General features: G+C 50.3%; 21 protein-coding genes. 6 read left to right on the top strand and 15 right to left on the bottom strand.

The features are described 5' to 3' along the window. Window positions 1-43: 43 nt before the first annotated feature. The 4 genes from HWI92_RS01440 to HWI92_RS01425 form a co-directional block, all read right to left on the bottom strand. Complete coding sequence (locus HWI92_RS01440) at window positions 44-1,987, bottom strand: M56 family metallopeptidase (protein ID WP_204660433.1); 1,944 nt, start codon at window positions 1,985-1,987, stop codon at window positions 44-46. An 18-nt stretch (window positions 1,988-2,005) separates the two neighbouring features. Beyond that, the gene (locus HWI92_RS01435) at window positions 2,006-2,371 is read right to left on the bottom strand and encodes a BlaI/MecI/CopY family transcriptional regulator (protein ID WP_204664166.1); all 366 of its coding nucleotides are present in this window, start codon (window positions 2,369-2,371) and stop codon (window positions 2,006-2,008) included. 230 nt (window positions 2,372-2,601) lie between these two features. Next, on the bottom strand, window positions 2,602-3,609 hold the full coding sequence (locus HWI92_RS01430; RefSeq protein ID WP_204660432.1) for a sugar phosphate isomerase/epimerase family protein: 1,008 nt from the start codon (window positions 3,607-3,609) through the stop codon (window positions 2,602-2,604). A 20-nt stretch (window positions 3,610-3,629) separates the two neighbouring features. Beyond that, window positions 3,630-4,754, bottom strand: coding sequence for a redoxin domain-containing protein (locus HWI92_RS01425; protein ID WP_204660431.1), 1,125 nt, complete (start codon window positions 4,752-4,754; stop codon window positions 3,630-3,632). A gap of 192 nt (window positions 4,755-4,946) precedes the next feature. Here HWI92_RS01425 and HWI92_RS01420 point away from each other — a divergent pair, with 192 nt between their 5' ends. Continuing rightward, window positions 4,947-5,522 (top strand): YdeI/OmpD-associated family protein, encoded by a 576-nt coding sequence (locus tag HWI92_RS01420; RefSeq protein ID WP_204660430.1) that lies wholly within the window; start codon window positions 4,947-4,949, stop codon window positions 5,520-5,522. 10 nt (window positions 5,523-5,532) lie between these two features. Here the strand turns inward: HWI92_RS01420 and HWI92_RS01415 are convergent, their stop codons facing one another. Further along, a complete protein-coding gene (locus HWI92_RS01415) occupies window positions 5,533-6,450 on the bottom strand; it encodes a helix-turn-helix domain-containing protein (RefSeq protein ID WP_204660429.1) in 918 nt (305 codons plus the stop codon). Window positions 6,451-6,462: 12 nt separating this feature from the next. Then, window positions 6,463-7,362, bottom strand: a complete 900-nt coding sequence (locus HWI92_RS01410; RefSeq protein WP_204660428.1) for an NAD(P)H-binding protein — start codon at window positions 7,360-7,362, stop codon at window positions 6,463-6,465. A 313-nt stretch (window positions 7,363-7,675) separates the two neighbouring features. On the opposite strand from HWI92_RS01410, the gene HWI92_RS01405 reads away from it, so the two are divergent. Continuing rightward, complete coding sequence (locus HWI92_RS01405; RefSeq protein WP_204660427.1) at window positions 7,676-7,906, top strand: hypothetical protein; 231 nt, start codon at window positions 7,676-7,678, stop codon at window positions 7,904-7,906. 86 nt (window positions 7,907-7,992) lie between these two features. Here the strand turns inward: HWI92_RS01405 and HWI92_RS01400 are convergent, their stop codons facing one another. Then, window positions 7,993-8,685 carry an OmpA family protein gene (locus HWI92_RS01400; protein ID WP_204660426.1) on the bottom strand — a complete coding sequence of 231 codons (693 nt, stop codon included), beginning with the start codon at window positions 8,683-8,685 and terminating at the stop codon, window positions 7,993-7,995. Between the two features lie 176 nt (window positions 8,686-8,861). Between HWI92_RS01400 and HWI92_RS01395 the strand changes: the two genes are divergently transcribed. Next, window positions 8,862-9,947, top strand: coding sequence for a glycoside hydrolase family 43 protein (locus HWI92_RS01395; RefSeq protein WP_229248694.1), 1,086 nt, complete (start codon window positions 8,862-8,864; stop codon window positions 9,945-9,947). A 261-nt stretch (window positions 9,948-10,208) separates the two neighbouring features. Beyond that, complete coding sequence (locus tag HWI92_RS01390) at window positions 10,209-11,288, top strand: fatty acid desaturase (protein WP_310589505.1); 1,080 nt, start codon at window positions 10,209-10,211, stop codon at window positions 11,286-11,288. A gap of 62 nt (window positions 11,289-11,350) precedes the next feature. On the opposite strand, the gene HWI92_RS01385 is transcribed toward HWI92_RS01390, so the two are convergent. Then, window positions 11,351-15,184 (bottom strand): PVC-type heme-binding CxxCH protein, encoded by a 3,834-nt coding sequence (locus HWI92_RS01385; protein WP_204660424.1) that lies wholly within the window; start codon window positions 15,182-15,184, stop codon window positions 11,351-11,353. 194 nt (window positions 15,185-15,378) lie between these two features. On the opposite strand from HWI92_RS01385, the gene HWI92_RS01380 reads away from it, so the two are divergent. Further along, entirely contained in the window at window positions 15,379-16,227 is an 849-nt protein-coding gene (locus tag HWI92_RS01380; protein WP_204660423.1) for a hypothetical protein, read from the top strand. A gap of 40 nt (window positions 16,228-16,267) precedes the next feature. Here the strand turns inward: HWI92_RS01380 and HWI92_RS01375 are convergent, their stop codons facing one another. The 6 genes from HWI92_RS01375 to HWI92_RS01350 all read right to left on the bottom strand — a co-directional run bounded on the left by HWI92_RS01375 (window position 16,268) and on the right by HWI92_RS01350 (window position 21,103). Beyond that, window positions 16,268-17,176, bottom strand: a complete 909-nt coding sequence (locus tag HWI92_RS01375) for a bestrophin family protein (RefSeq protein ID WP_204660422.1) — start codon at window positions 17,174-17,176, stop codon at window positions 16,268-16,270. 20 nt (window positions 17,177-17,196) lie between these two features. After that, window positions 17,197-17,679: a hypothetical protein gene (locus HWI92_RS01370; RefSeq protein ID WP_204660421.1), complete on the bottom strand. Its 483-nt coding sequence runs from the start codon at window positions 17,677-17,679 to the stop codon at window positions 17,197-17,199. Window positions 17,680-17,830: 151 nt separating this feature from the next. Continuing rightward, on the bottom strand, window positions 17,831-19,195 hold the full coding sequence (locus HWI92_RS01365; protein WP_204660420.1) for a HAMP domain-containing sensor histidine kinase: 1,365 nt from the start codon (window positions 19,193-19,195) through the stop codon (window positions 17,831-17,833). Continuing rightward, window positions 19,179-19,877 (bottom strand): response regulator transcription factor, encoded by a 699-nt coding sequence (locus HWI92_RS01360; protein WP_204660419.1) that lies wholly within the window; start codon window positions 19,875-19,877, stop codon window positions 19,179-19,181. Before HWI92_RS01360 ends, HWI92_RS01365 begins: the two co-directional genes overlap by 17 nt. Before the next feature lie 206 nt (window positions 19,878-20,083). Next, a complete protein-coding gene (locus tag HWI92_RS01355) occupies window positions 20,084-20,344 on the bottom strand; it encodes a hypothetical protein (protein WP_204660418.1) in 261 nt (86 codons plus the stop codon). Between the two features lie 516 nt (window positions 20,345-20,860). Further along, complete coding sequence (locus HWI92_RS01350; RefSeq protein WP_204660417.1) at window positions 20,861-21,103, bottom strand: transcriptional regulator; 243 nt, start codon at window positions 21,101-21,103, stop codon at window positions 20,861-20,863. Between the two features lie 143 nt (window positions 21,104-21,246). Here HWI92_RS01350 and HWI92_RS01345 point away from each other — a divergent pair, with 143 nt between their 5' ends. Further along, window positions 21,247-22,098: an aldo/keto reductase gene (locus HWI92_RS01345; RefSeq protein ID WP_204660416.1), complete on the top strand. Its 852-nt coding sequence runs from the start codon at window positions 21,247-21,249 to the stop codon at window positions 22,096-22,098. A gap of 131 nt (window positions 22,099-22,229) precedes the next feature. Here the strand turns inward: HWI92_RS01345 and HWI92_RS01340 are convergent, their stop codons facing one another. Further along, window positions 22,230-23,393, bottom strand: a complete 1,164-nt coding sequence (locus HWI92_RS01340) for a Gfo/Idh/MocA family protein (RefSeq protein WP_204660415.1) — start codon at window positions 23,391-23,393, stop codon at window positions 22,230-22,232. Window positions 23,394-23,435 lie beyond the last annotated feature (42 nt).

Here is a 23,435-nt window from a genome sequence, read left to right as displayed (position 1 = left end):
ACCTTACTAAAATACATCAGTCCGGGGATTTTTACTGTTGGTACTACCTGGTTCGTACCGTACCCCTGGACGTATAACCCGTCCTTCCTTTGTAGTTGTACACCATCTCTCCGGTCGGGTTCGATAGGTACTTCGAGCTGAATCTTTTCCTGATTTCCTCGGGCTGGCTGGCTCCATTGACCACGAACTCCTCCTCGGACAGTAGGTAGGACAATTGTTTTGTATCTTTAATTATGCCGTTTTTCAGCAGATCCTCAATCAGTGCAGCCTGCTTTTTCTCAAATTCTTCCCGCGTTTTTTCGGCCTCTTTCCGCATTTCGGCAGCCTGCTCCCTGCTTTTTTCTGCTTCCACCCGCATCTTCTCTGCTTCCTGCCGCATTTGTCCGGCCTGCTCACGCATTACGTCAGCCTGCTTTCTCATCTGCTCGGCATTCAACCGGACTTGTTCGGCCTGTACGCGCATGATCGTAGCTTCCTGTTTGCGCTCATCCGCCTCAGCACGGCTTTTCGCCGCTTCCAGCCGCTGATTGTCAGCTTCTCTGCGTTGTTCTCCCGCTTCTTCACGCCGGTGCTCAGCTTCCGTACGTTCCTTTTCAGCCTGCTCGTGGGCTTCCTTCACATTCTTTTCAATTCTTGCCAGCACATCGCTGTACTTCTCGTACTCACTGGCAGGAATTTCCCTGCCGTCAACATCCAGCGAGATGATCTTCCCGTTTTTCCTGACAATGTCATACTGCTTGCCGTCCATGTGCACATTGTACGTAGCCACGCCCTCCGATGGGGTATATACGTCTGCCGAATGTATTTTCGTGACAGCAGCGTCCTTTTTTGTCTTGGGCAAGGTATCGGCCGGCACATTGCTCACAGAGGATACGGGAACCGTTTCCAGCGAGTAAATACGCTGGTGGTCGGATACTGCGGAAGAACGCGTACTTTTTACAGGCTGGGGTGAAATAGCAGCTGAAAGCGCAACGGCTGCAATCAGGCTGGCTGAAACAAACACTTTTTCCATGGCATCAAGAGATTTATTGTTGTGATTGATAATGCGTTTGATCCGGTGAAGCAAATGGTTCTTTTTCTTGAAAAAAGCAACTTCTGCTGCAAGGCCGGTTGATTTATATTCCTGGAACGAAACAAGCGCGTGAACAAACGAGCCCCGGTTTCCGCTTACCTCGATCGCCATTTCGTCGCAGCAATGCTCCCGCTCCTGCCTGATCAGGGCGGATAACCACAAGACAGCCGGATTGAAGAAATAGATGTTTTCACAAAACACCTGGACGAGGTTCACGAGGTAGTCACGGCGGCGGATGTGCGCCAGTTCGTGCAGCAAAATGGCCTCTACCTGTGCAGCAGGCATCCCGGCCAGCATGCCAAGCGGCACCAGCACCACCGGCTTCATATATCCAATTACCATAGGCACATGCACCTGCCCCGACTCAAAAAGCGAAATACGACCATGCATGCCCAGTTTTCGGGTAAGATCTGCAAAAACATCCAGCCAGTCAGCGGAAGGTACCTGTATTCCCCTGCTCCGGATTGTTGACAGATGCCACAAACCCGCAGCAGCACGCATGCTTTTCCACAAAAATACAACCAGCCAGACCGCCACGATGGTAAAAGCATGCTCGCCGCAGAACCTGGTAATATGCTGCAGAAACAACTCCGGATAACTGCCTGATCCACCTGTCGCGGCCATACCTGTTTGCCAAATCTCACTCCTGGAAATGAAAGCAGTACCCGTCATTTCTGATGCATTTTGGGGGGACAGCAGCAGCAGGCATGTGGCCACATTGGTAATCAGCAGCATTCCGAGCAGGAAGGCAAGTACGTTATACCGGAATGCCGGACGGCTTTTCCTGGTCAGCATCAGAAATCCGCCTGCCAGTACCGCCGCGATCAGCCCCTGCCACAACGAATGCATAAACGCAAGGCACATGGCTCTGGCCGGCTCACTCAAAAAAGAAGCATGAATGATGTTGAAATGCATAACTGGCAGATGGTTTTGTTACTGATCCAGGTTGTTCAGAAATTCCCTGATTTCTTTGAGCTCTTCGGCAGAGGTTTTCCTGTTACCAAAAAGCTGCATTACCAGACTCGAAGCTGATCCTTTGTACATCGAGTCGACAAACCGGCCGAGCAGGGCATCTTTCGTCTTGTGCTCTGCTTCCGCCGGCTGGTAAACGTGCTTCATGCTGCTCTCGTCCCGCACCAGTATCCCCTTTTCCGCCATGATCTGCATGAGCTTCAATGTTGATGTATACTGCACCGACCGCTTCTCCTCATTAAGCTTGTCATTCACAAACCGCACGGTTTGAGGGCCGTGCTCCCATAATACCTGCAATATTTCCAGCTCTGACTTGGTAGGTTCCATCGTGTATCTGATCCAATAATTCAAAGGTAGGAAATTTTTCGTACGAACAAATACTTAGCTTTTATTTTTTGATTGATGTAAAAAAAAGATCTCAGGAAAACCTGGAAAAATGCCGCTGATATCCGGATAAAACATGCATGCGTACCTGCCAAATCCGGTTTATGCAGCGGAACGAACAAAAAAAAGACCGTCAGGATATGACGGTCTTTTTACAGGCAGGGACGCAGGACTTATGCATTCAGAGCCTTTTTCGCGTACTCCACACATTTGGCGGTTTCCTTGACAGCGTCCGAGCCGGCCGGAATTTCATATTCGAGCTCAATGGTAGCTGGAAACTTGTACTTCTTCGTGCGCATCAGTTCCAGCACAGGAATAATCGGCGTGTCGCCGGAGCCCCAAACCACGTTTGCGCCGCCATGCTCCTTGGACTTGCGGTCTTTGATGTGCATACTCAGGATATGGTAGTGCTTGACGTTGATCAGTTCTACCGGATCAAACCCTGCGGCTACGTAGTGGCCCATATCCAGGTTCATTGCATTAAATTTGGATTGGCTCAGGGCTGTATCCCACCAGGTTGGTGTTTGCTGGGTATGTCCGTGGTAAGCAATGTACGTCTTGTTTTTAGCCGCAATATCACCCAGCCGCTTGGTTTGGGCCGGATCATTGGGCAGCTCTACCGTGGCCTGGTTGGCGCCCAGCGCCCTGGCTGCACGCAATGCGTAGTCCACCTCAGCATCTGTATTATTGGCGCCCAGTGCATTGGGTTTGTAGGCATATATGGTCACCCCGGCATCATTGTACATTTTACGCAGCTGCGTAAACTTATCCATAGGCACTTTCGCGCGCCACTCGGCCATTTTGGCTCCGTATTCCTTGATCGCTGCTTTCTGTTCCTCGGTCATTTCAGGGCGCTTGCCGTCGGGTCCGGGTGCCATGGCTGGTCTCGGAGGTGCTTCCGGTGCACCTGCAAATTGCTCGGGCGTGTTGCCCATCATTTCGATCGCGCTGATGTTGCAGTCAATGCAGTATTTCAGGACACTTTCGGCATCCTGCGGCAGGCTGCGCCAGGAGTAGGTAATCGCACCAACCTGTACACCATTAAACAATGAGTTGGGCTTGCCAAGCTTTCTGACGTACGCAGGTGCGCCAAAAATAGGGCTCCGTGCCATGATAAAGCCCGCAGCTGCCAGCGCCGATGTCCCGATGAATTTACGTCTTGAATTATCCGGCTGTTCCATTTTCAGTTGGTTTTTAAGTGTCAGTAATATCTTCCCACAAATTTATTTTCAACAATCATTTTCTTCATTCCTGCAGGATCAATCGGTCCCTGCTTGGCGTAAACGATCTTTCCGCCGGGCTCCACCAGGATGGTATAAGGCAGCGCACCCTGCCATTTGGGATCTACGGCTTCAATCAGCTTGTACTTATCCTCTGACGTAAAGATGTAGTTTTTGCCGGACGCAAACTTGCTCTGCAGAAATTTAAGGGCTTTTGCCTCCTTGTCGGGATTGTCGGCGCTGATGCTCACAAATTCAAAATCGCGGCCGCGGTACATATGCTGCATTTCCATGAAATCCGGAAACTCCGTTACGCACGGACCGCACCAGGTAGCCCACACATTGATCAGCCTGAGCTTGTCCGATTTGTTCTGGATCAGCTCCTTCAAACCCTCTTCATTGATCTTTTCCAGGGTAACCACTTCTTTGGCCCAGCCGGCCTGCTCTTTTTGCGCTCCCTGCTCCTTGGAAGCCCATTTCATAGAGCAGCCGAAGGTTTTGGTTGCAGGTGCCGGAACCGGCTGCCCGGCCAGCAATGCATCAATTGCATTTTTCGCGTCCAGATTTTTGGGCGTACCACTCGGTTTTTCCACATCATCAATGCGACCGGTATATTGCAGCTTTCTGTTTTTATCAAAAATAAAAATATGGGGTGTAGCTACCGGCCCGTAAGCCAATGCCGTTTTCTGATCGTCCCCATCATACAGGTACGGAAAGTTATAGGCCATATCCCTGGCACGTATTTTCATTTCCTCATAAGTGTCGCTCAGGTCGGTATAGCCCAGCTCATCAAGCCTGATCGCCTTCGGGTCATTGGAAGAAATAGCCACTACCGCGACTTTTTTGGCCTTGTAATCATTCACCAGCCCTTTGATCCGGTTTTCGTAGGCCTGCGCAGTCGGACAGTGGTTGCATGTAAACACAATCGCCAGGATATCCGCAGCTGCAAAAGTTTTCAATGAATACCGCTTTCCATCGACCCCTTGTAGATTAAAGTCGGGCGCAGCCGCACCAATTTTGAGCGTTTCGGGCTGGTCGGCAGCCTGACTGCCGTAGCCATGCAGAATAATGATAAGTGCCAGGCATATTTTGCGAATAAGGTGCATAGGTTCAGCTGTTTTGATTCACAAATGAGATATCATGCAAAAGCAAATCAACTCCAATAAAATACTGTTTTAATCCCATCAAACTTGCCGGCAGAAACGATCAGCGCATTTTTTTGAATACACCCCTGACATAAGGCTGTCACAGGCGTACCCTATTTTTGTTTAATCCTGTTGATAAAAACAAGCACTACAATGGAAAGCAAGGACGGAAAGGAAGTTGTGATCGCTGCCGATGCAAAAGCATGGCGCGATTGGCTGGAAGAGCACGCTGCCACGTCGGGGCCTGTGTATCTTGTGATTTATAACAAAAACAGCCTCGTACCCAGCGTAGGATATGCCGAGGCCGTAGAGCACGCGCTATGTTATGGCTGGATCGACAGCAAAACCATGAAGCGCGACGCCCGGAGCGTGTACCAGACTTTTACAAAACGAAAGCCTTTCAGTACGTGGGCCAGAAGCAACAAGGAACGGGTGTTGCGCATGACCGCGCTGGGCCTGATGCGGCCGGAGGGACAGGCAATGATTGACCAGGCAAAACAAAATGGCTCGTGGGACAAGCTCAATGATATTGACAATGAAGTGATTCCGGCAGATCTGCAAAGGCAGTTCGATGAAAATGAACCTGCCTACAAAAACTTCATGGCTTTTGCGCCATCAGCCAGGAAATTGATACTGCAATGGATCAGTGCTGCCAGGCGACCGGAAACGCGTGAAAAACGCATTCAAGCAACCGTGGACCAAGCCGCCCGGAACCTGAAAGCAGTGTAACGCTGGCAGCTTAGTTAAAGGAAGCCCGGAATTCCAGTGGTGAGTAGCTGGTTTTTGTTTTGAATAATTTGCTGAAAGACTGCGGGTGCTCAAATCCCAGCTCATATGCAATTTCACTGACCGACAAGTCCGTCACCGACAAGCGTTCCTTGGCTTTCTCAATCAGTTTATTGTGAATATGCTGCTGCGTCGTCTGCCCCGTAAGTGCTTTGAGCATGTTGCTCAGATAATTAGGTGAAATATTCAGCTTGCCCGCAATGTGCTGCACGGTAGGCAGCCCGGTTTGCATCAGGTCTTCACTATTAAAATAATCATTGATGATTTCTTCCAGCCGGTCCAGGATTTTGTGATTGACGTTTTTACGCGTTAAAAACTGCCGGTGATAAAAACGCTCGGAGTATTTCAGCAATAGTTCTATCTGTGCAATGATGAGGTCCTGACTGAACTGGTCGATATTGGCGCGGTACTCGTGCCGGATATTTTCAATGATGCTGTTCAAGGTCGCTTCCTCTCTCTCGGATACAAAAAGTGCCTCTGTAACATGATAGTTAAAGTATTCATACTGTTTGATACGCCTGGCAAGCGGCGTGTTCCAGAGGAAATCGGGATGAATTAACAACATCCATCCCGATTGCTGCACACCCGTATCAACGTCGGTACCGAACCTGAGCACCTGATCAGGCGCCATAAAGAACATCACACCATTGTCAAAATCCACATCCTGCTGACCGTACTTCATCCTGATGTTGAAATTGCGTTTCAGGGCGATGGAGTAAAAATCCTTTACCACAGCGGGAGGATCACCGGGAAGATGGCGTACCAGCGACATATCCATAATGCTGACGAGCGGGTGCTCAGGCGCGGGCATACCCCTGAATCTGAAAAATTCGGTGATGGTTTTGAATCGGGTCGGCTGCACGTTTGACATTTTACAAGTTAATTAATTCTCCCGGAATGCGCCTGCAAACTCCTGCGCAAATTCTGCCAGCTTGATCTTCCCCATCACCACTGGGTGGTTTTTTACGTAATCTTCGGCCAGCAGCCCGCTGTACAATGCACCGTACATCTCAATCAGCCCTGCTGCGATGGTCGGGTTCATTCCCACGGCGAGCAGCTGATTCAGTGACTCTTCCGAAGAAATCAGCTCCCATTTCAGCTCCGGCCGGCCAATCGCCTGTCCCAGGATGCGCGCAGTTTCGTCGCCTGTCAGCTCCTCGCTGGCGACGTAGCGCACGCTTCTGCCTGTAAAACCCGACTGGATTTCCTCAGCTACCGCCTCAGCAATGTCGAGTGGCGATACCCAGGGGATCATCCTGTCTGCACCGTAATTCACCGAAATCTTGCCCGTCGCCTGGATCATCGGCACATAACCGTACAGGTTGTAGTAAAACGATACCGGCCGCATGTGCGTGATTGAAACCGTTTCAGGCAATGTATTCAGGATTTGCTCCACATGGTATGCCCCGGCAAGAATTCCGTTTCCGGCCGGCAGATGTGCCCCGAAAGTGCTCAGATTGACGACCCTCTTTACGCCGGATTTCTGAATGGCTTCGGTATAATTGCGGCCGAGCTGCTTGTAGAAACCGATCAGATCCAGATCCTTATTCATGTAGCTGTGGGCGGCAACCATTGTGTAAACTGCGTCCGCACCCGTGAAAGTATGGGTCAGAAATTCAGCGTCTTCAAAGGTACCAATCGCCGCCTCAGCGCCCAGTGCCTCAATTTCGGTCTTTCTGTCGGGGTTGCTGCTGATGATGGTTACTTCGTGACCGTTTGCGATCAATGCTTTGGAAAGTGGCTTGCTGATGTGCCCGATTGAACCTGTAATTACGATTTTCATTTTGCCGTGCTTTTTTGTTTCTGCAAAATTCAGCAGTATGGCAAAAGCACACGTAGTCAAATCTACGGTTGTTGTAGCCGAAAGAAGGAAGCTACTTTACATGATCTCTTTTGAAAAACAAAGACAACGGCCAGAACAGCGCGGTAACAATCGCGCGTGACCAGTTTGGCCGGTCCGGGTTGGACCTTACCGCCTGCATGCCATAATAAACCAGCAGTATTCCGAAAATTACCAGCGCGGAAGTCATAGGATTTCGATTTTAGATTTTTGGAAAGATATTTGCAATGAAGCGTACTACTAAATGTAACATATCGTGCCAGAAACAGAACTTACCGGTCTTCAGAAAAGGGCTTCCAAATACATTGACAAAGCCATCAGCTACAAGGTGCGCCCCGGAGAGGTGATCGAGGGCTATTTTGCAGGGTTTGATGAAAAAAACAATGAGCGCGCCGTGATCCAGATGTCCAATGCTGCAGATACAACAACCCTGCCGCTGATGACCGTGGTAAATTATTTTGAAGGCGTTGAGGATGAGGAGGATTAACAAATCAGCATGTTAAAGCATTCATCATCCCTGCGATTACCAACATTCGGCTGCAAAGGCGGAAACAACTCCGCTTTCCGGCTGCCTTACCTGACCCGCATTTCTACCCGCCGGTTCAGGCTCCGGTTTGACTCCGTATCATTCGGCGCAACCGGCTTTTTGTCGCCGAATGCTTTGCTCCGGATTCTGCCGGCAGCAATCTGGTGATCCACAAGAATATCTTTGATCACATCGGTACGTGCATTTGAAAGGAGCAGGTTCTTGTAGGAATCGCCCACATTGTCGGTATGTCCTGCCAGCTCAATGGCGTGCTTGTCATTATTTTGTAAAAACTCCGCAATGCGTTCGAGGTGTGGGCGGGACTTTTCCAGCACTTTGGCTTCACTTTGACTGAAATACAATACCGTCGTGATGTCTTCATGCAGAATGGGTGTCGTACTTAAAGGCAGCTTACCGTTTGCCAGCGGTCTCAGGTAAAAGGTTTCCACGCTGCTCATCCGGCTCGCGCACACAGGTTCATTCAGCGTTTCATAGCCATCGGCATAAATGGTCAGTGTGCTGCTATCACCCGGCGTGATTTTGAATTTATACATTTTGTCTTCATACAGGGGCGTCAGCTGACGGTCGGTGTGCTGGCTTACAATCATGATCGTAGCCTGAATAGGCTGTAACGTCTGCCTGTCCAACACCCTTATGATCGCTACGGGCCGGACTGACTGTGCCTGTACTGTTCCTGTAAAAGGCAGCATCAGGAAAAGAAGAAAGAAGCCTGCTTTCATAAGATCCTACATTAGTGACTGCCTGTATTTTACTATTCCATGATTTAGTAAGACAATATATAAAATTGGGATGAAAAATAACCCGGCGCTGTAGGAAGAAAACAGCCACTAAACTTTTTCCTGTAATCATCTTTCCTGCTTGACTCCTCCAAACATCTTCCTCATCTTCGCCACCTATGAGCATACATCCGATGAAACAGATGATGGTACCCACCCAACTTACGCATCTTGACGAGCAGCAAAACAAAGTGGCGCACCCATCAACGTCCCTGCTGAAAACCATTTTACTCATTATTGTACTGAGTGTCACCTGCCGAAACCTGCCGGCTCAGAACCAGCCGCAAGCAATCCGGACGGATATTCCCCTGGACTCTATCCGGCTGAGCGACCCCTGCATCCTGGCGGATAAAAGTACCTCCATGTACTACATGACCGGCACCGGGGGGATGCTCTGGAAAAGTAAAGACCTGAAAAAGTGGACGGGGCCCTATAAAGTTGCCATGACGGACCCGACATCTTGGATGGGCGATAATCCGATGATCTGGGCAGCGGAACTGCACGAGTACAAGGGCAGATTTTACTATTTCGCCACCTTCACCAACCGGGCCGTGAAGATTGATACCGTGGGCAGTAATATCATCGAGCGCCGCGCATGCCATGTACTGGTCAGTGACAGTGCCGCAGGGCCCTACGTACCCATGAAAGATCCGGTTTACCTGCCTGCCAATATGCCGACGCTGGATGGAACGTTGTGGGTCGAGGAGGGAAAGCCATACCTGGTTTATTGCTACGAATGGCTGCAAAACCTGGATGGTACCATTGAAAAAATACAGCTCAAACCTGATCTCAGCGGACCTGACGGGCATTCAAAGCTACTTTTCAAAGCGAGTGACAGTCCGTGGAGCAGGGAAAAAGTAAATGGAAAAGACGTACCGAACAAGGTTACCGATGGACCATGGCTCTTTCGAACGGGCACCGGCCGTCTCGGCATGATCTGGACCAGCTGGATTTATGATGTGTATACCCAAGGCGTCGCTTACTCCAAAACGGGCAAGCTGGACGGTCCCTGGGAACAGGAAAAAGCCCCGATCACGCCCCCGAACTTCGGACACGGAATGCTTTTTCAGACGTTTGAAGGCAAATGGCTGATGTCTGTTCACAGCCACAAAAGCGTGAACGGCCGTACCATGCGGTACCCGCATTTATTCGAAACAGACCTGTCCGGGGATAAGCTGGTGATCGGAAAGCCATATCTGCCCTAGCTCGTGCAAATGCCGCGGCCTCATGCAGAATCTACCCGTCAATTATAGGGCTTCAAGCAAAGAAGATTTGGAAAAACAGGTTGTTTTCCAAAAATTATAAATCCCGATTTTGATACCGGCAATAAAATGTGCTATTTCAAGTTATTCTTTCCAGACATATCGGTTACCTTTTCATAAGCTCAGGCGAACAGCACCTTTCTGTCTTTCACAGATTAAACAGGTTATTTACTGCTTATGGGATTAATGGATCATGTGTTACAAGTGCCTTCCTACGGTTGGCAGGACAGCAGCGGACAACTTATCAAACCCACCGCCGGCCAGATCATCAGGGAATTTTTTCGCAGGATCAATATTTTCGAAAGCCGTAAAAACTGGCTCCCGTTTTTCAGCTGGTTCAGAGTTATCTGCATTCTGCCGCTTTTTTATCTTTTTCTCTTTAAATACATGAGCGTTGGGCTGCTGGTCACTGCGTTTTTGTACAGCATGATCATCATGGGGACGCATGGTACCATCTGGCATCACCGCTATTGCACGCATCAGGCATACAAGTTCAGCAACCGGTTCTGGCTGATCGTCACCAAAAACCTGACGATCAGCATGGTTCCGGAGGAAATTTACACCATTTCCCATCACGTGCATCATGCCAAGTCCGACAAGCCGGGCGATCCCTACAATGCGGAAGCCGGCTTCCTCTATTGTTTCCTGGCAGATGTGAATCACCAGCCTATTTCCACCACCCTGACCGAAAAGCAGTATCATCAGGTGAGCCAGCTGATGCGGCATACCGGTGTAAAAGGCAATACGTATGCGCAATATCTTAAATGGGGCTCCTACTCCAACCCCGTACGGGAAGTTACCGGGTGGCTGCTCAACTGGGCATTCTGGTTCTGCGTGTTTTATGCCATAGGCGGATTTGCATTGGTATGCACGCTTTTCGGAGCAGCCGGCTTCTGGGCAGTAGGTGTCCGTACATTCAACTACGAAGGCCATGGAAAAGGCGAAAACAAGCAGCGCGACGGCATTGACCTGAACAATGACGATAAATCGATCAACCAGCTGTGGCCTGGCCTTGTGGCCGGCGAGTGGCATAATAACCATCACCTTTATCCGAGCAGCGCCCGCAGCGGCTTTCTGCCCTACCAGTTTGACCTCGCCTGGTACTACATACGCTTTCTGAGCGCCATCAAAGCCGTCAGCAGCTTTCGTGACTCAAAAGGACAGTTTTATGAGGAGCATTATAGGCCTTACCTGAGGAGGAAGGAAGAAGGGAAGAAGGTCGAAGGGAGGATGGAGGATGGAAAAATGGAGGAAGGAAGAAAAGTTGCGAAGGCGGGAGTCTGACTTTCTCCATCCTCCCTTTACTCCATCCTCCCTTCCTCCCTTCCTCCTTCCTCCCCAAAATCCTATCTCCCTACCAGCGGAACCTGCGCGTTTGTCTTCAAATAGGCGATTAATTCCGTTACTTCCTTATCGGTCAGGTTATCCAGCAAACCCGTCGGCATCATGGAGGCTTCATTTACTTCACGGGTCTGAATGTCGGCCTTGTTGACAACCACTGCATCCTGCCCCACCACACGGAGGGTTAGCTGACGATCGGTTTCTTTGGCTACATTACCCACATACGTCCGTCCGTCGCGCATGGTTACTACCACCATCTTGTAGTCGTCCTGGATTTCGCCGCTTGGATCAAGAATGTTGCCGAGGAGGTAATCCAGGTTAGCACGGTTGGAGCCCGTCAGCTCCGGACCGATCACGCCGCCTTCACCATAAAGCTTGTGGCAGGGCGCACAGGTACGCTGAAACACAATCCTGCCCCGAGCCTTGCTTGCCTCTGCCACAGATTTTTCACTCAGCAGGTCCTTGTACTTCTTGTAAGCTTTCTCATCAAAGGCGACGTGGTCGATAGGTCCCCACACTTCCACAAATCCGCTGCCTACCACGCGCCTCAGCTGCCGGGCCACATAGGTAGGAACATCCTTTTTCGGAATTGTTTTGCTGGCAATGGCCTGTGTAAGCAGCCAGCCCGATTTGGGTCTTGAAGCAAGGGTCTGGATTGCCTCCGCTTTTTCTGTTCTTGAAAAACGGGGATAATTCTCAATCAGGGACTTGGCCAGGGGCTCACTTTCAAATGCAGCTACGCTCCGGATCGCATCGGCACGAAGTGCGGCATTATTGAGCAATGCGGGCAGCTCCGCTTCAAGCTCAGGACGCTGTCGGACCGTGAGAGACTGTAATGCTTTCTGCTTTTGCTCCAAAGTAGCACTTTTGCTTTTCAACGTAGCCAGGTCGGCTTTGGCTGCCTCGGTGTTACCAAACTGCCGGTTCAGCTCTGTGGCCAGCGAAGCCGTCGCTTTATCCGACTGCTTTAACCTGGCCAGTACAGGCGGCCAGTTGGCAGGTGTCTTGATATCGGTCCGGCCGGCCAGTGCATCCTGCATTCCTTTCAGCAAGTCCATTCTGTTGACAGGCGCTTTCCCGATGGCAGCAATGAGGGTTTCTACCTGGTCGGCGTCCACGGTACGCCGGGCGATGAATGCAGTAACCATCGGGAGCTTCGACGTGGCCGACATTTCCAGTGCTTTCGCAGGATTCTCTTTCACGAGCGGCTCAATGCCGAACCAGATCATTTTAGGCAGATTATGATCATTTGCATCCTCGCCATGTGCAAGAAGTGCAGAAGCCAGCTTCCACTTGGAGGCAGCTTCAATGCGCTGTAAAGCAGAGGCCAGGTACAGCCGCACTACAGGTGAGGGATCTTTCTTGGCCAGCTCGGCCAGCTTTGCAGTTACCTCAGGAGCGGGCTGGCCATTTTCACATAAAAACTGGATCGACCAGGCACGTACATACGCATCTTTGTCTGACAGCGAAGCAGTAAGCTGATTTCCGGACAATGCATTGATCACCTGCAGTGCCCACATAGCCCGCAAACGATCGTCCGGACTGCCTTCGCTGAATATAGCATTCAGTTTTCCGATTGCAGCTTCGGAAATATTGCCCTTTACTGCCCGGTTTTGCAGGATGACCCTTGCCCGCCGCGCATGCCAGTCGCTTTTGCTGGTTTGCAGCGAAGCCAGTTCCAGATCGCTCAGTGTATTAAGATCCGCGTAGCGGTTGGGAAAATGCTCAGCCAGTGAATTTTTGGGTGTAATCCTGAAAATACGGCCTGTTTCCGAGTTCAGTACGTCGGAGCCGCAGATATCCGCATCGTGCCAGTCGAGTACATACAAGGCACCTTCCGGTCCCGTTTCCATGCTGAATCCCACCCACTGTGCATTGTTGGCCATCATAAAGTCGTCGGAATGGCTGCCTGTAAAACCGGAACCCTTTGGTGTCAGTATGTCCGATAAAATGCCATGCTCGTGAATGTTGGCCATGAAAATCTTGCCTTTCTCAGAGGCCGGAAATGCATCAGACTGGTAAATGCGCGCGCCTCCATGTGCTGAGCGGTGACTGTGATCAGCGATCGTCTTGATGTCATTATAAACGTAGGGATTGAAATGCTGCCCGCCCTGCCGGTGGTAGATCCCGCCGGGCACCACATGCCACAAATGCGGGATGACGCAGGCTGTAATAAAGAGTTGCCCCTTGGCATCATGATCAATGCCCCACGGATTGGAAAAGCCGTGTGCAACAACTTCAAACTTTTGCTTTACAGGATGGTACCGCCACACTCCTCCATTGATCTCCACGCCATCTTCAACCTGGATGTTCTCCGGAAACGGATCTTTGTGCCGGTACAGCTTTCCTTTTCCTGCAGGCTTCCCTACAGTGGACGGTGTTGCAAAACCCTGCAGACCGTACAGCCAGCCATCAGGTCCCCAGTGAAAGCTGTTGAGTGTCTCATGGCGGTCGCGGATGCCCCAGCCGGTAAGCCGTACCTGAATATCATCCATATCGGCCTTGTCGTCACCATTTTTGTCCGGTATAAAAAGCAAATTGGGCGGCGCCCCCACAAATACACCGTCAAAGCCCACTGCGAGGGCAGAAGGAAATGCGATACCCTCAGCAAACACTTTCCGGGAATCGGCAATTCCGTCTTTGTCGGTATCTTCCAAAATCAGGATGCGGCTGGTACCTGCATTGGAGAAGCCCTTGCCGCGGGATTCGTAATCCTTGTTTTCGGCAATCCACATCCGGCCTTTATCGTCCCAGCAAAATGCCATCGGCTGTGTCATCATCGGTTCGGAAGCCCATGCATTTACCTGGTACCCGTCTTTGATGGTCATGGATGCAACTGCCTCCTGCGCACTCAGGAACTTGGCTTCCCGCCCCTCCTTTTGTGCCAGCGCCCACAATGCAGTGGCGTTGTAAATTCCGTTATCACCCACAAACTCGCCAAAGGTTTTATTAAGTGCTACATCATCCAGCTCACCTGTGTAAATAACGAGTTCGTGCCTGATGGTCTCGGTTTCGCCTTTTTTGATAAACCAATCCCCGCTGCGCGCGCGTGCCGGGCCGGCTCCCAGCTGACTGTCCACCCGCCAGGTCTGGGGATATCCTTTGTTTTGTTTGTGATCCAGAATGGCAATATGCGCCAGGTCTCTGCGGCCTTCCACCTGCATCCCGATGTCCACCCAATGAGCGGCCTGCCCCTCGGCTTTTTCGTTTTTCTGCCGTGCAGCGTTTACTACTTCCCCTTTGATACCTTCTTTCCACGGCATCCGCACAAACAGACCGCCATAATCGTACTTGCCGATGGTGACGTCCGTCTGGGCTTCGCCATTCCATTCAAGGTCCAGCAGGTACTTCCCGTTTTTTTGCCGCATGGTCCAGTTCTGGGTTTCGGTCAACACGGCGGTGCCTGCCGAGTCAAGGAGATGATAGACGGTCTGCCACTTCACCTCCTTGCCTTTTGCCGCGGTCACTTTCGAGGACACTTTTTTCCAATATCCGTCTGACGGGTGGTGAAAATAATCGCGACCGTTGACGCGGGTATAGCCCCAATATATGCCGGTCTGATGTTTGTGATGACCCGGGCTGTACTCCGTCAGCACTCCTTTTCCATCGGGTGCGACAATCGGGTGCAGGTAAGGCCGGAAATCCGCCTTTGCATTCTGGGTGAGAACAGGCCTGGTTTCACCGGCCCGGAAAATCCGGATCATTTCACCATCAGCACTTTGCACAGCGCGGAGCTGCGGGTCGGCGATGGGCGGCATTTCGCGTTTTGGTTGTTGTTGCAGGCCGAAGCAGAGCAATGCTGCTACCAGCAGGGCAGGTAAAGATTTTAAAAAGTACATGTTAACAGTTGCCTGGATTTAGGAAAATACGGGTTTTGAAAAATATAACCCCAACTGATAAGATGCAGAAAGACGTGACTTACTCAATCCTGCGTTTGCAGTTATATTTTGTTGTTTAAAGAATTTCATAAATTTATCCATACCGACCTGCCTGATCCCGTATGACTGCCGTCAAGCTTCTTTTGCTCTTTATTATGATCACGATATTCGACCACCACGGGATCATATACCGCTCCGGGATCAAAAAGCCGGCACTGAGCTACCGCGAGCGGATGGAACTCGCGCGCAGCCGGAACCTCAGCGGTACCTGGCGACTGACGGGAATCAGTGAAATGGATGAGGCGATGATCGTGGACCCGCGCGGAAAAAAGCTGCTGAGACAACAGGTAACCGACAACCATGAGCTGCTGATCTCTTTTTTTGAAGACAGTACATTTACGCAGATCCGCACCAATGGTGAGTACGACCAGGGCCGGTGGGCCGTTGACACAAGCACGTCGTCCCTTTTCCTGACCTCAGGCCGGAGTACTCTGGAAATCGCGATGGACTTTGACGTAACCCGGGAGGGATCGCGGATGCTGGTACTTGATTTCTCGCCGGGCAACAGCGTGTCGCTGGTAGAGTATGCGCGGCGCACCGGTGGGTTCAGGGAAGATCCTTTTCATCCATCCAACAACACCTGGCGCATCCGGCCCCAGCGCCCCGAAAACCGCAGCCAGCTTGTTTACCGGCTTACCAACTACATCCGGCATAATGCCTACCTGCTCAATAATGCCGCGCTCAGGAAGGATCAAACGGTTTCGTGGGAGTTCTCGGAGGGTATTATCAAGCTTTTCAATGTAGGAGTGGGTGTGGTAAAAGAAGACAAAATGCCTCAGTCGTGGATCAACTGTTTTTATTCGCGTGAAAATGCGCTGGAAGCCCGGGCTATTTTCGAGGACTATCTGCTCAAAGCCAAACATCCCGGGCACAACACAGGCAACTGGGTGCGGGACGACTGCAGCATTCTCACGGATATCCACAATGGCCTTCGCAAATGGTAGTGCAAAAGAAAACGCCGGCTGAATGCCGGCGTTTGGATGTTCAGAGAACGTAAAACTTACCCGCATGCTGGGGCGAAGGCTCATAATGGTCTTTCGTCATCTGTTTAAGGTCACGCTCAATGTTGCTTGAAATTGTCAGCATCGGCGTGTCCGTCGGCTTGTTCTCAAACGGATCCTGTAAGTGAATGGCCATTTTTTCAATCAGGAAAAAGAAGGACGTAGTCACTACCAGCACCGGCACCATCAGAAATCCAAACAGATCAACCAGTGCAAATGGCAGCAGCAGGACAAAAAAGTTGAGTGCCAAGTGAATGTAGAGGCTGTATGTTGCGGGAAAAACGGTGTTTTTGATCCGCTCACACTTGCCCATCGCATCGCAAAGACGCGTAACCGTCCGGTCAATTTCAACTTGCTGATATGCATTGATCCAGCCCTGCTTCAATGCATTGTTGAGGTCACGGGCGTGCAGCTGCATCAGTCCCACGTGCTTGGTATCAAATTCCTTGATATACTCAAAATCCTCTTCCGAAAGGTGCTTGCGGACAATGGACATGGGATCTTCCTTACGCAGCCCTTTACCCAATGCATAGCACCAGGCAATCTGCCGGTTGATCATCCGCTGTTTGAATGCGTCCAGCGCCAGCGGCTGAAAGCTGTCGTCCATCAACGAAATCACCTGCCGGGCGAAGGTGCGGGAATCGTTCACGATCGCGCCCCACACAATGCGGGCTTCCCACCAGCGGTCATAGGCCTGATTGGACCGGAATGCCAGCAGCAGGGAGATGATGGTACCCAGCACGGACGTGACGGTAATGGGGATGGTGATGTTGGTGATATGGTAATTCTGGTAGATTACTTCAATGGCTACCCCATAAACAGTCACAAACAACACCTGGTACTTGATTTTACCAAAAATGTAACCTATCGGGATATTTTTCTTCAAAAGCATAATCGGACTGTTTTTTTGTATTAAAAATTAACCTCGGGCCTGCGGAATGTTGTGCCTGATGCAGTGAGTGCAGATACATGGATCAGATCGGTATCGACGATGGGGTACCCGCATTTTCTGAGCACCGGTACGGCATCGATGCTGTTTTTGTTGAGCTTCGGGACGCCGTAACTTTCAGAGATTGCGATGGCGGTAGTTTCATGATGTTCAAGGAAATTCTTGAACGAAGCGAGCTTATTGCCGTAGTAAAAGTCGATCCGGATGCTTTTGAGCCGTCTTCCGAACAAGTCTTTCAGCATTTTGCATTCCTCCCAGAACTGGTCGGATACGTAGGAGTACTCACGCTCCCGCTCCTGCAGGAAGAGCAGGTCCTGGATGTCGTGGGAGACGTGGAAAAGATGTATAAAAACCAGGCGGACCTCCTCTGCCGAGTCCCTCACCACCGTTTCGGCCACCTGGATGCTTTCACCTGAAAAATCACTGGGTATGATGATCGTCTTCATGCTGCAATGTTTTGATTGACAATCTTTTTCGTAAAAAATTTGACAATGCAATGTTACAGCAGAGGTATTAGGCCCGATTAAGAAGACGATTATAATCGTCTAAGAAGATCATTAAAATTCGTTAAGAATATTAGAAAGTAATGAGAAGGCGCTAGGCTACGGGCAGGAAAGTCACAAAACGTGTTCCTTTGTCGACCTGACTTTCGACGTTCACGCTCCCCTTGTGCATCCGGATGATATTATGTGCAAGCGGCAGTCCAATCCCGTACCCCTTGTACTTACCTGTATTGGAAGCCCTGAAAAAAGGCACGAAGATCTGGGCAATCTCACGGTCGGGAATTCCAATGCCCTGATCCAGGATGTCAACGATCACATGGGCACGGTCGGCGCGGATGGAAATGAGCACGGGCTTGTTGTCGGAGTACTTGCAGCTGTTGAGTACAATGTTCGTAAATGCCGCTTTCAGCAGGGCTTCGTTGCCGCTTACCACCAGTCGCTCTTCATCTTCAGGTAGCAGGTTAAAATCTATTTCAACCTGATTGGAAGGCATTATTTTGTTGACAGCTTCCTTGACGGCGATAATCAGCTCATCAATGCGCAGCTGCGTCCACTGCTCTTTTTTGCCGTCAAAACCTGTTTGCGCCAGGCTCAGCATACTATTGGTTAGGTGTTCGAGCCGCTCCGACTCTTTGTAAATGGTTGTAAATGACTGCCTGGCAGCCTCTGAAAGTTCGGGAGCCGAAAGTCCGAGCTGCGCCTCCCCGCTGATGACAGTAAGCGGGGTTTTAAACTCGTGGGAAGCATTGCTGACAAAGTTATTCTGGATCTCAAAGGTAATTTCCAGCCTGTCCAGCATATCGTTGAACGTTTTGGCAAGATTAGAAATGTCATCGTTGGTATCCTTGACGGTGAGACGCTGGTTGAGGTTGTGCGCGCTGATGCCGTTCACATTGCGGATGATCTGCCTTACAGGCTTGAAGATCTGCCCGGAAAACAGTTTACCGGAGGTAAACACCAGCGCAAGGGATATCAGAAAGCCCACCACAAGCAATTTCTGAAGGTAATCTATTTCTTCCTGCCCAAACAGGTCGACGGCGGAGGAGATCACCACAGCCATCCGCCCCAAATGCCGGATTTCAAGCCCTACATAGCTTGTATCACCTTTGGAAAAACGTACCGGACGGTGGAGACCGATGGACGTGTAGAATGAAGCCGGCATGGGCAGCTGAGCCTGAACTGTTTTGATGCGGAGCGTATCCTTGTCCCAGATCACCCTGTGTTTCTCAAAAGGCAGATCGCCCAGGTGCTTTTCCTTAATCGCGTAGTAAATGGATGTACGCGACCGGTTCTCTTCCAGGGCAGCGTGCCCCACAATGTCGGAGCGTACTTCGAGCCGGTGGAAAAAGCTTTCTGAAATACTTTCGGTAGCAAAAAAGTATAGCATGACACTCAGTGCCAGTATAATACCTCCTGACAGGATCGTAAAAAGCAGTGCGATCTTATTTTGAATTTTCATAGGAAAGCCGCAGCACGTACCCCATTCCAAATACCGTGTGGATGAGTTTGGCAGCGTGATTTTTATCAATTTTCTTGCGCAGGTAGTTGATGTAAACATCCACTACATTGGTACCCAGGTTGAAATTGATGTCCCATACATTTTCCAGGATTTCCATCCGGTTCAGCACGCGGTTCTGGTTGGCCAGCAGGTATTCCAGCAGCCTGAACTCGGTGGCGGTAAGATCAATTTCCTCCTGTCCCCGCTTTACTTTCTTGGTATCCTTATCAAGCACCAGGTCACCCAGCGTCAGTACATGTTCCGTTTTGTCAGATTCGGGTTCTTTTCCGCGCCTGGCCAGGGTCCGCAGCCTTGCTTCGAGTTCTGCCAGCTTGAAAGGTTTGGTCAGGTAATCGTCAGCACCGGCATCCAGGCCCGAAACAATATTTTCAGTGGTTCCCAGCGCCGTAAGCATCAGGATAGGCGTCACAAATCCTGCATCGCGAAGGCGGCGGCACACTTCCATTCCATTGATCACCGGCAGCATCAGGTCCAGGATAATCACGTCAAATACATGCTGGGAGGCCATCTGCAGTCCCGACTGTCCGTCCATCGCAACGGCAACTTCATGCCCGGAGGCCGACAGGCTGCGCTGTATCAGCGATATCACACTCGGTTCATCTTCAACAAGCAACAACTTCATGAGGTGGGATTGGTTGGTCAGTTTTCCGGTCCAGCTTGTAGCTGATCCCGGATGTAACATCCCGAAATATATTGTTTTCTCGCAGCTTTCGCTTTAATGTCGGCGAACTTTAGGGTATTAAGCAGCACTTCAAAAAAGTAAGGGCAACAAAAAAGGGAAGCAATGTGCTTCCCTTTGATTTCTGAGGCTGGTGTCAGTGCTGCTGATTACTTCGCAGTATTGCTTTTCAGTTGCAGACCTACGATGGCTGCTTTTTGTGCAGCTGTATGCTTGCTGTTTTCCAGGGCAACTTTTTCTTTCAAAGGAGCCGGACCGTCCAAAGCCGGAAGCGATACGGGCAGCGACTGGTTAAGGCCGGTCACCTTGGTTTTTTCTTCTGCTTTATATACGTTATTAGAAGCATTAGCGTAAGTCGCAATAGTCATGGCCAGCATGGCTCCAACTAGGATGTTTTTTGTATTTTTCATCGTTAATAGTGTTTATGTTCTTTTTTGTTTTCTGATCTTGATTTCTGTTACAAATGTAATACAATATTTTGAATACAAAGCATAAAGAGCATCTTGACCGATAGATCATTCGGTATAAACCTGGGTTTGAAAGCTCTGAAACACCAGTCTGATCAAACAGAAACATGGTATTATTTAAAGATCAAAAATTTAAAACCAACTGTAAAACCAAAAAAGCCGCCAAGTAACATTTTGAGCCGGAAGGTTGGTGCAGAAGTTTAAGTATACTTTACTTTTAACACCAAATACTTTTCTAATTTTCATTGTCAATTCCGAATATTCTTCTGAGTGGATTTAACCAATAGGCATTTTTACAGGTGAAATGCACTTTGATTCTGCATTCTCACAAAATATTTTTCAAAAAATTTTTAAAATATTTTCACGCATTGAGCAAACGGCTGCTGGATACCCCCGAAATGCAGCAAGCCCGGCGTTGGACCGGGCTTGCTGGGAGTGTTATCAGAGATACAATCTGCGCTACATGGGTGTATCGGGAGTCTCGATCGAGGGGAGCTGAAACGATATGCCGGATATCTGGCACATCGCCAGAAAGTCGGGCAGGGATGGTATTGCCTGTTCGTCCAGGATTTGCCGGGTAGTTTCGTCGGCAATGCCCGCATCTGCCATAGCGGCAGTCAAGTCCAGCCCCTTCGCCTCCACGAGTTGCCTGATCTCGGCGATCAATGCACGGGCGTGATCCTCGTACACAGTAGTTTCCATGTTTCTTGATGTTAAGTTCAGCCGGCAAAACGACAAAATCGTGCCACAAACTGCCAGGCCGGCGCCTGCGGCATGTTTTTTAGGCAATTACTGTTACCTGCGCGGTGGATACGCCGGCAGCAGAACTTTAATCAAAAAAAACAATGAGTGCACAAACAGATAATACATTAACCTTCCGGATCGGAGGTGAAATCGAGATCAACAGAGTAGGTTACGGCGGGATGCAGCTGACTGGGCATGGCGTTTGGGGAGATGCTCCCGATCGCGAAAAAGCTAAGCAGGTATTACAGGAAGCTGTGAAAGCAGGTGTGACCTTTATCGATACGGCTGATTCCTACGGGCCCCATACCAATGAAGTACTGATCGCAGAGGCACTGCACCCCTACCCCGGAAATCTGCTGATTGCCACCAAAGGCGGACTCGAACGCACCGGCCCGAACCAATGGCCGGTCAACGGAGACCCCAACCATATCCGCGAAGCCATTGGAGGCAGCCTTAAACGCCTGAAACTGGAATCCATTGACCTCTGGCAACTCCACCGCTTTGACCCGAAATTCCCCATAGAAGAAACCCTCGCACCCGTGGTGGAAGCGGTGAATGCAGGAAAAATCAAGCATGTAGGGTTGTCGGAAGTAGATATTGCACAAATTGAAAGGGCTGAAAAGATAGTCCCCATCGTGTCCGTACAAAACCTGTATAACCTGGGCGACCGGAAATGGGAAGAAATCGTAGACTATACGGAAGGCCGTAACATGGCATTTATTCCCTGGTTCCCACTGGCATCAGGACCGGCCAAAATGGAAGCAAAAATCCGGAGCATTGCTGAAAAGCATGGTGCAACAACCGCCCAGATTGCCCTCGCATGGCTGCTGAAACGCTCACCGAATATCCTACTGATTCCGGGTACCAGCTCTGTGGAACACCTGCACGAAAACCTCGCCGCAGCAAGTATCAACCTGTCCGAAGAAGATTTTGCAGCATTATCAGAAGGCTGATATATTGCTCTGATAGTATTGCTGGCATTCTAAGTAATAGCCTGTAAAAAGCGGAGGCGAAGGAAAGTATCCTTCGCCTCCGCTTTTTACAGGCATTATTTCCAGCTGCTGGATGTCCAGACAACTCGATGCTAACTTACCATATTCAGCATTTTCGCATTTTTCTGCGCTTTGAGGGCAAGTTCGGTGGCCAGAAAGCATTGCTCCTGCGACATGGCCGTTTCGGTGCGGTTGACTACGTCTTCCAAAAGCTGCCGGCCGTAAGGCAAAGTCACTGCGCTGCAGTCGATGTACTGCGTATCCTTATTATTGACCACAAAAAGATGGTTTCCGCCTTCGCGCCCGGCAATGTCGATATTCTTTCGGATCTCAATATATCCTTCGGTGCCGAGTACGGTAAGCCGGCCGTCTCCCCACGTTTTCAAGCCATCCGGCGTGAACCAGTCGACCCGGATGTAGCCGGCGCCTCCATTGCCGCTGAGCATTACATCCCCGAAATCTTCGAATTTGGGATATTGCGGGTGATTTACATTGCCTACCTGCGACGCTACCACTTCCGCTTTGGTACTTCCCGTAAAAAACAGGAACTGGTCGAATTGGTGCGACCCGATGTCACAGATAATCCCGCCAAAACGTTTTTTGTCGAAGAACCACTCGGGACGAGTTGCTGTGTTCATTCGGTGAGGACCCAGACCGATCGTCTGTACCACTTTCCCGATCACGCCCTGCCGGATCAGTTCGCCGGCCTTGATCGTAGCGCGGTTTTCGAGGCGTTCGCTGTACATGATGGAATAAATATGCTTGGTTTCCTTTTGCACCTTGCGTACCTGCGTCAGTTGTTCGAGTGTAGTAATGCCGGGCTTGTCCACCATGTAATCCTTGCCGCTTTTCATCACGCGGATGCCCAGCGGCGCCCGCTCGTCGGGAATACCCGCGCTCAGGATCAGCTGGATGGATTTATCTTCAAGGATTTCTTCCTCGCTTTTTGCCTGTTTGGCCTGGGGATACTTTTTTGCAAACTCTGCATTCAGGTTGGCTTCCTTGGCGTAAAAAGACACCAGCTCGCCCCCGCTCCGGAGCATCGCTTCGACCTGCCCGTAAATATGCCCGTGGTTCATTCCAATAACCGAAAACTTTACTGAAGCGGCCGCCTTTGAAAAAGCAGGTTGTGCCTGTGCGGCAGATGTTATATGGACGGCACGCTCGGGTGCCAGCGCAGGAAACATGAGCAGCCCTGCTGCGGTATTGACGGAGTTCTTGATAAACTGGCGGCGGTCATCCTGTGAATCTTTCATTGCAAGCTGGGTTGGTGTTGCGTTTCTATAACAAGACACATG

The organism is Dyadobacter sandarakinus (genome assembly GCF_016894445.1).
Lineage (GTDB): Bacteria > Bacteroidota > Bacteroidia > Cytophagales > Spirosomataceae > Dyadobacter > Dyadobacter sandarakinus.
The sequence above is the reverse complement of the archived record's forward strand: the minus strand, read 5'-3'. Positions and strand labels throughout refer to the sequence as shown.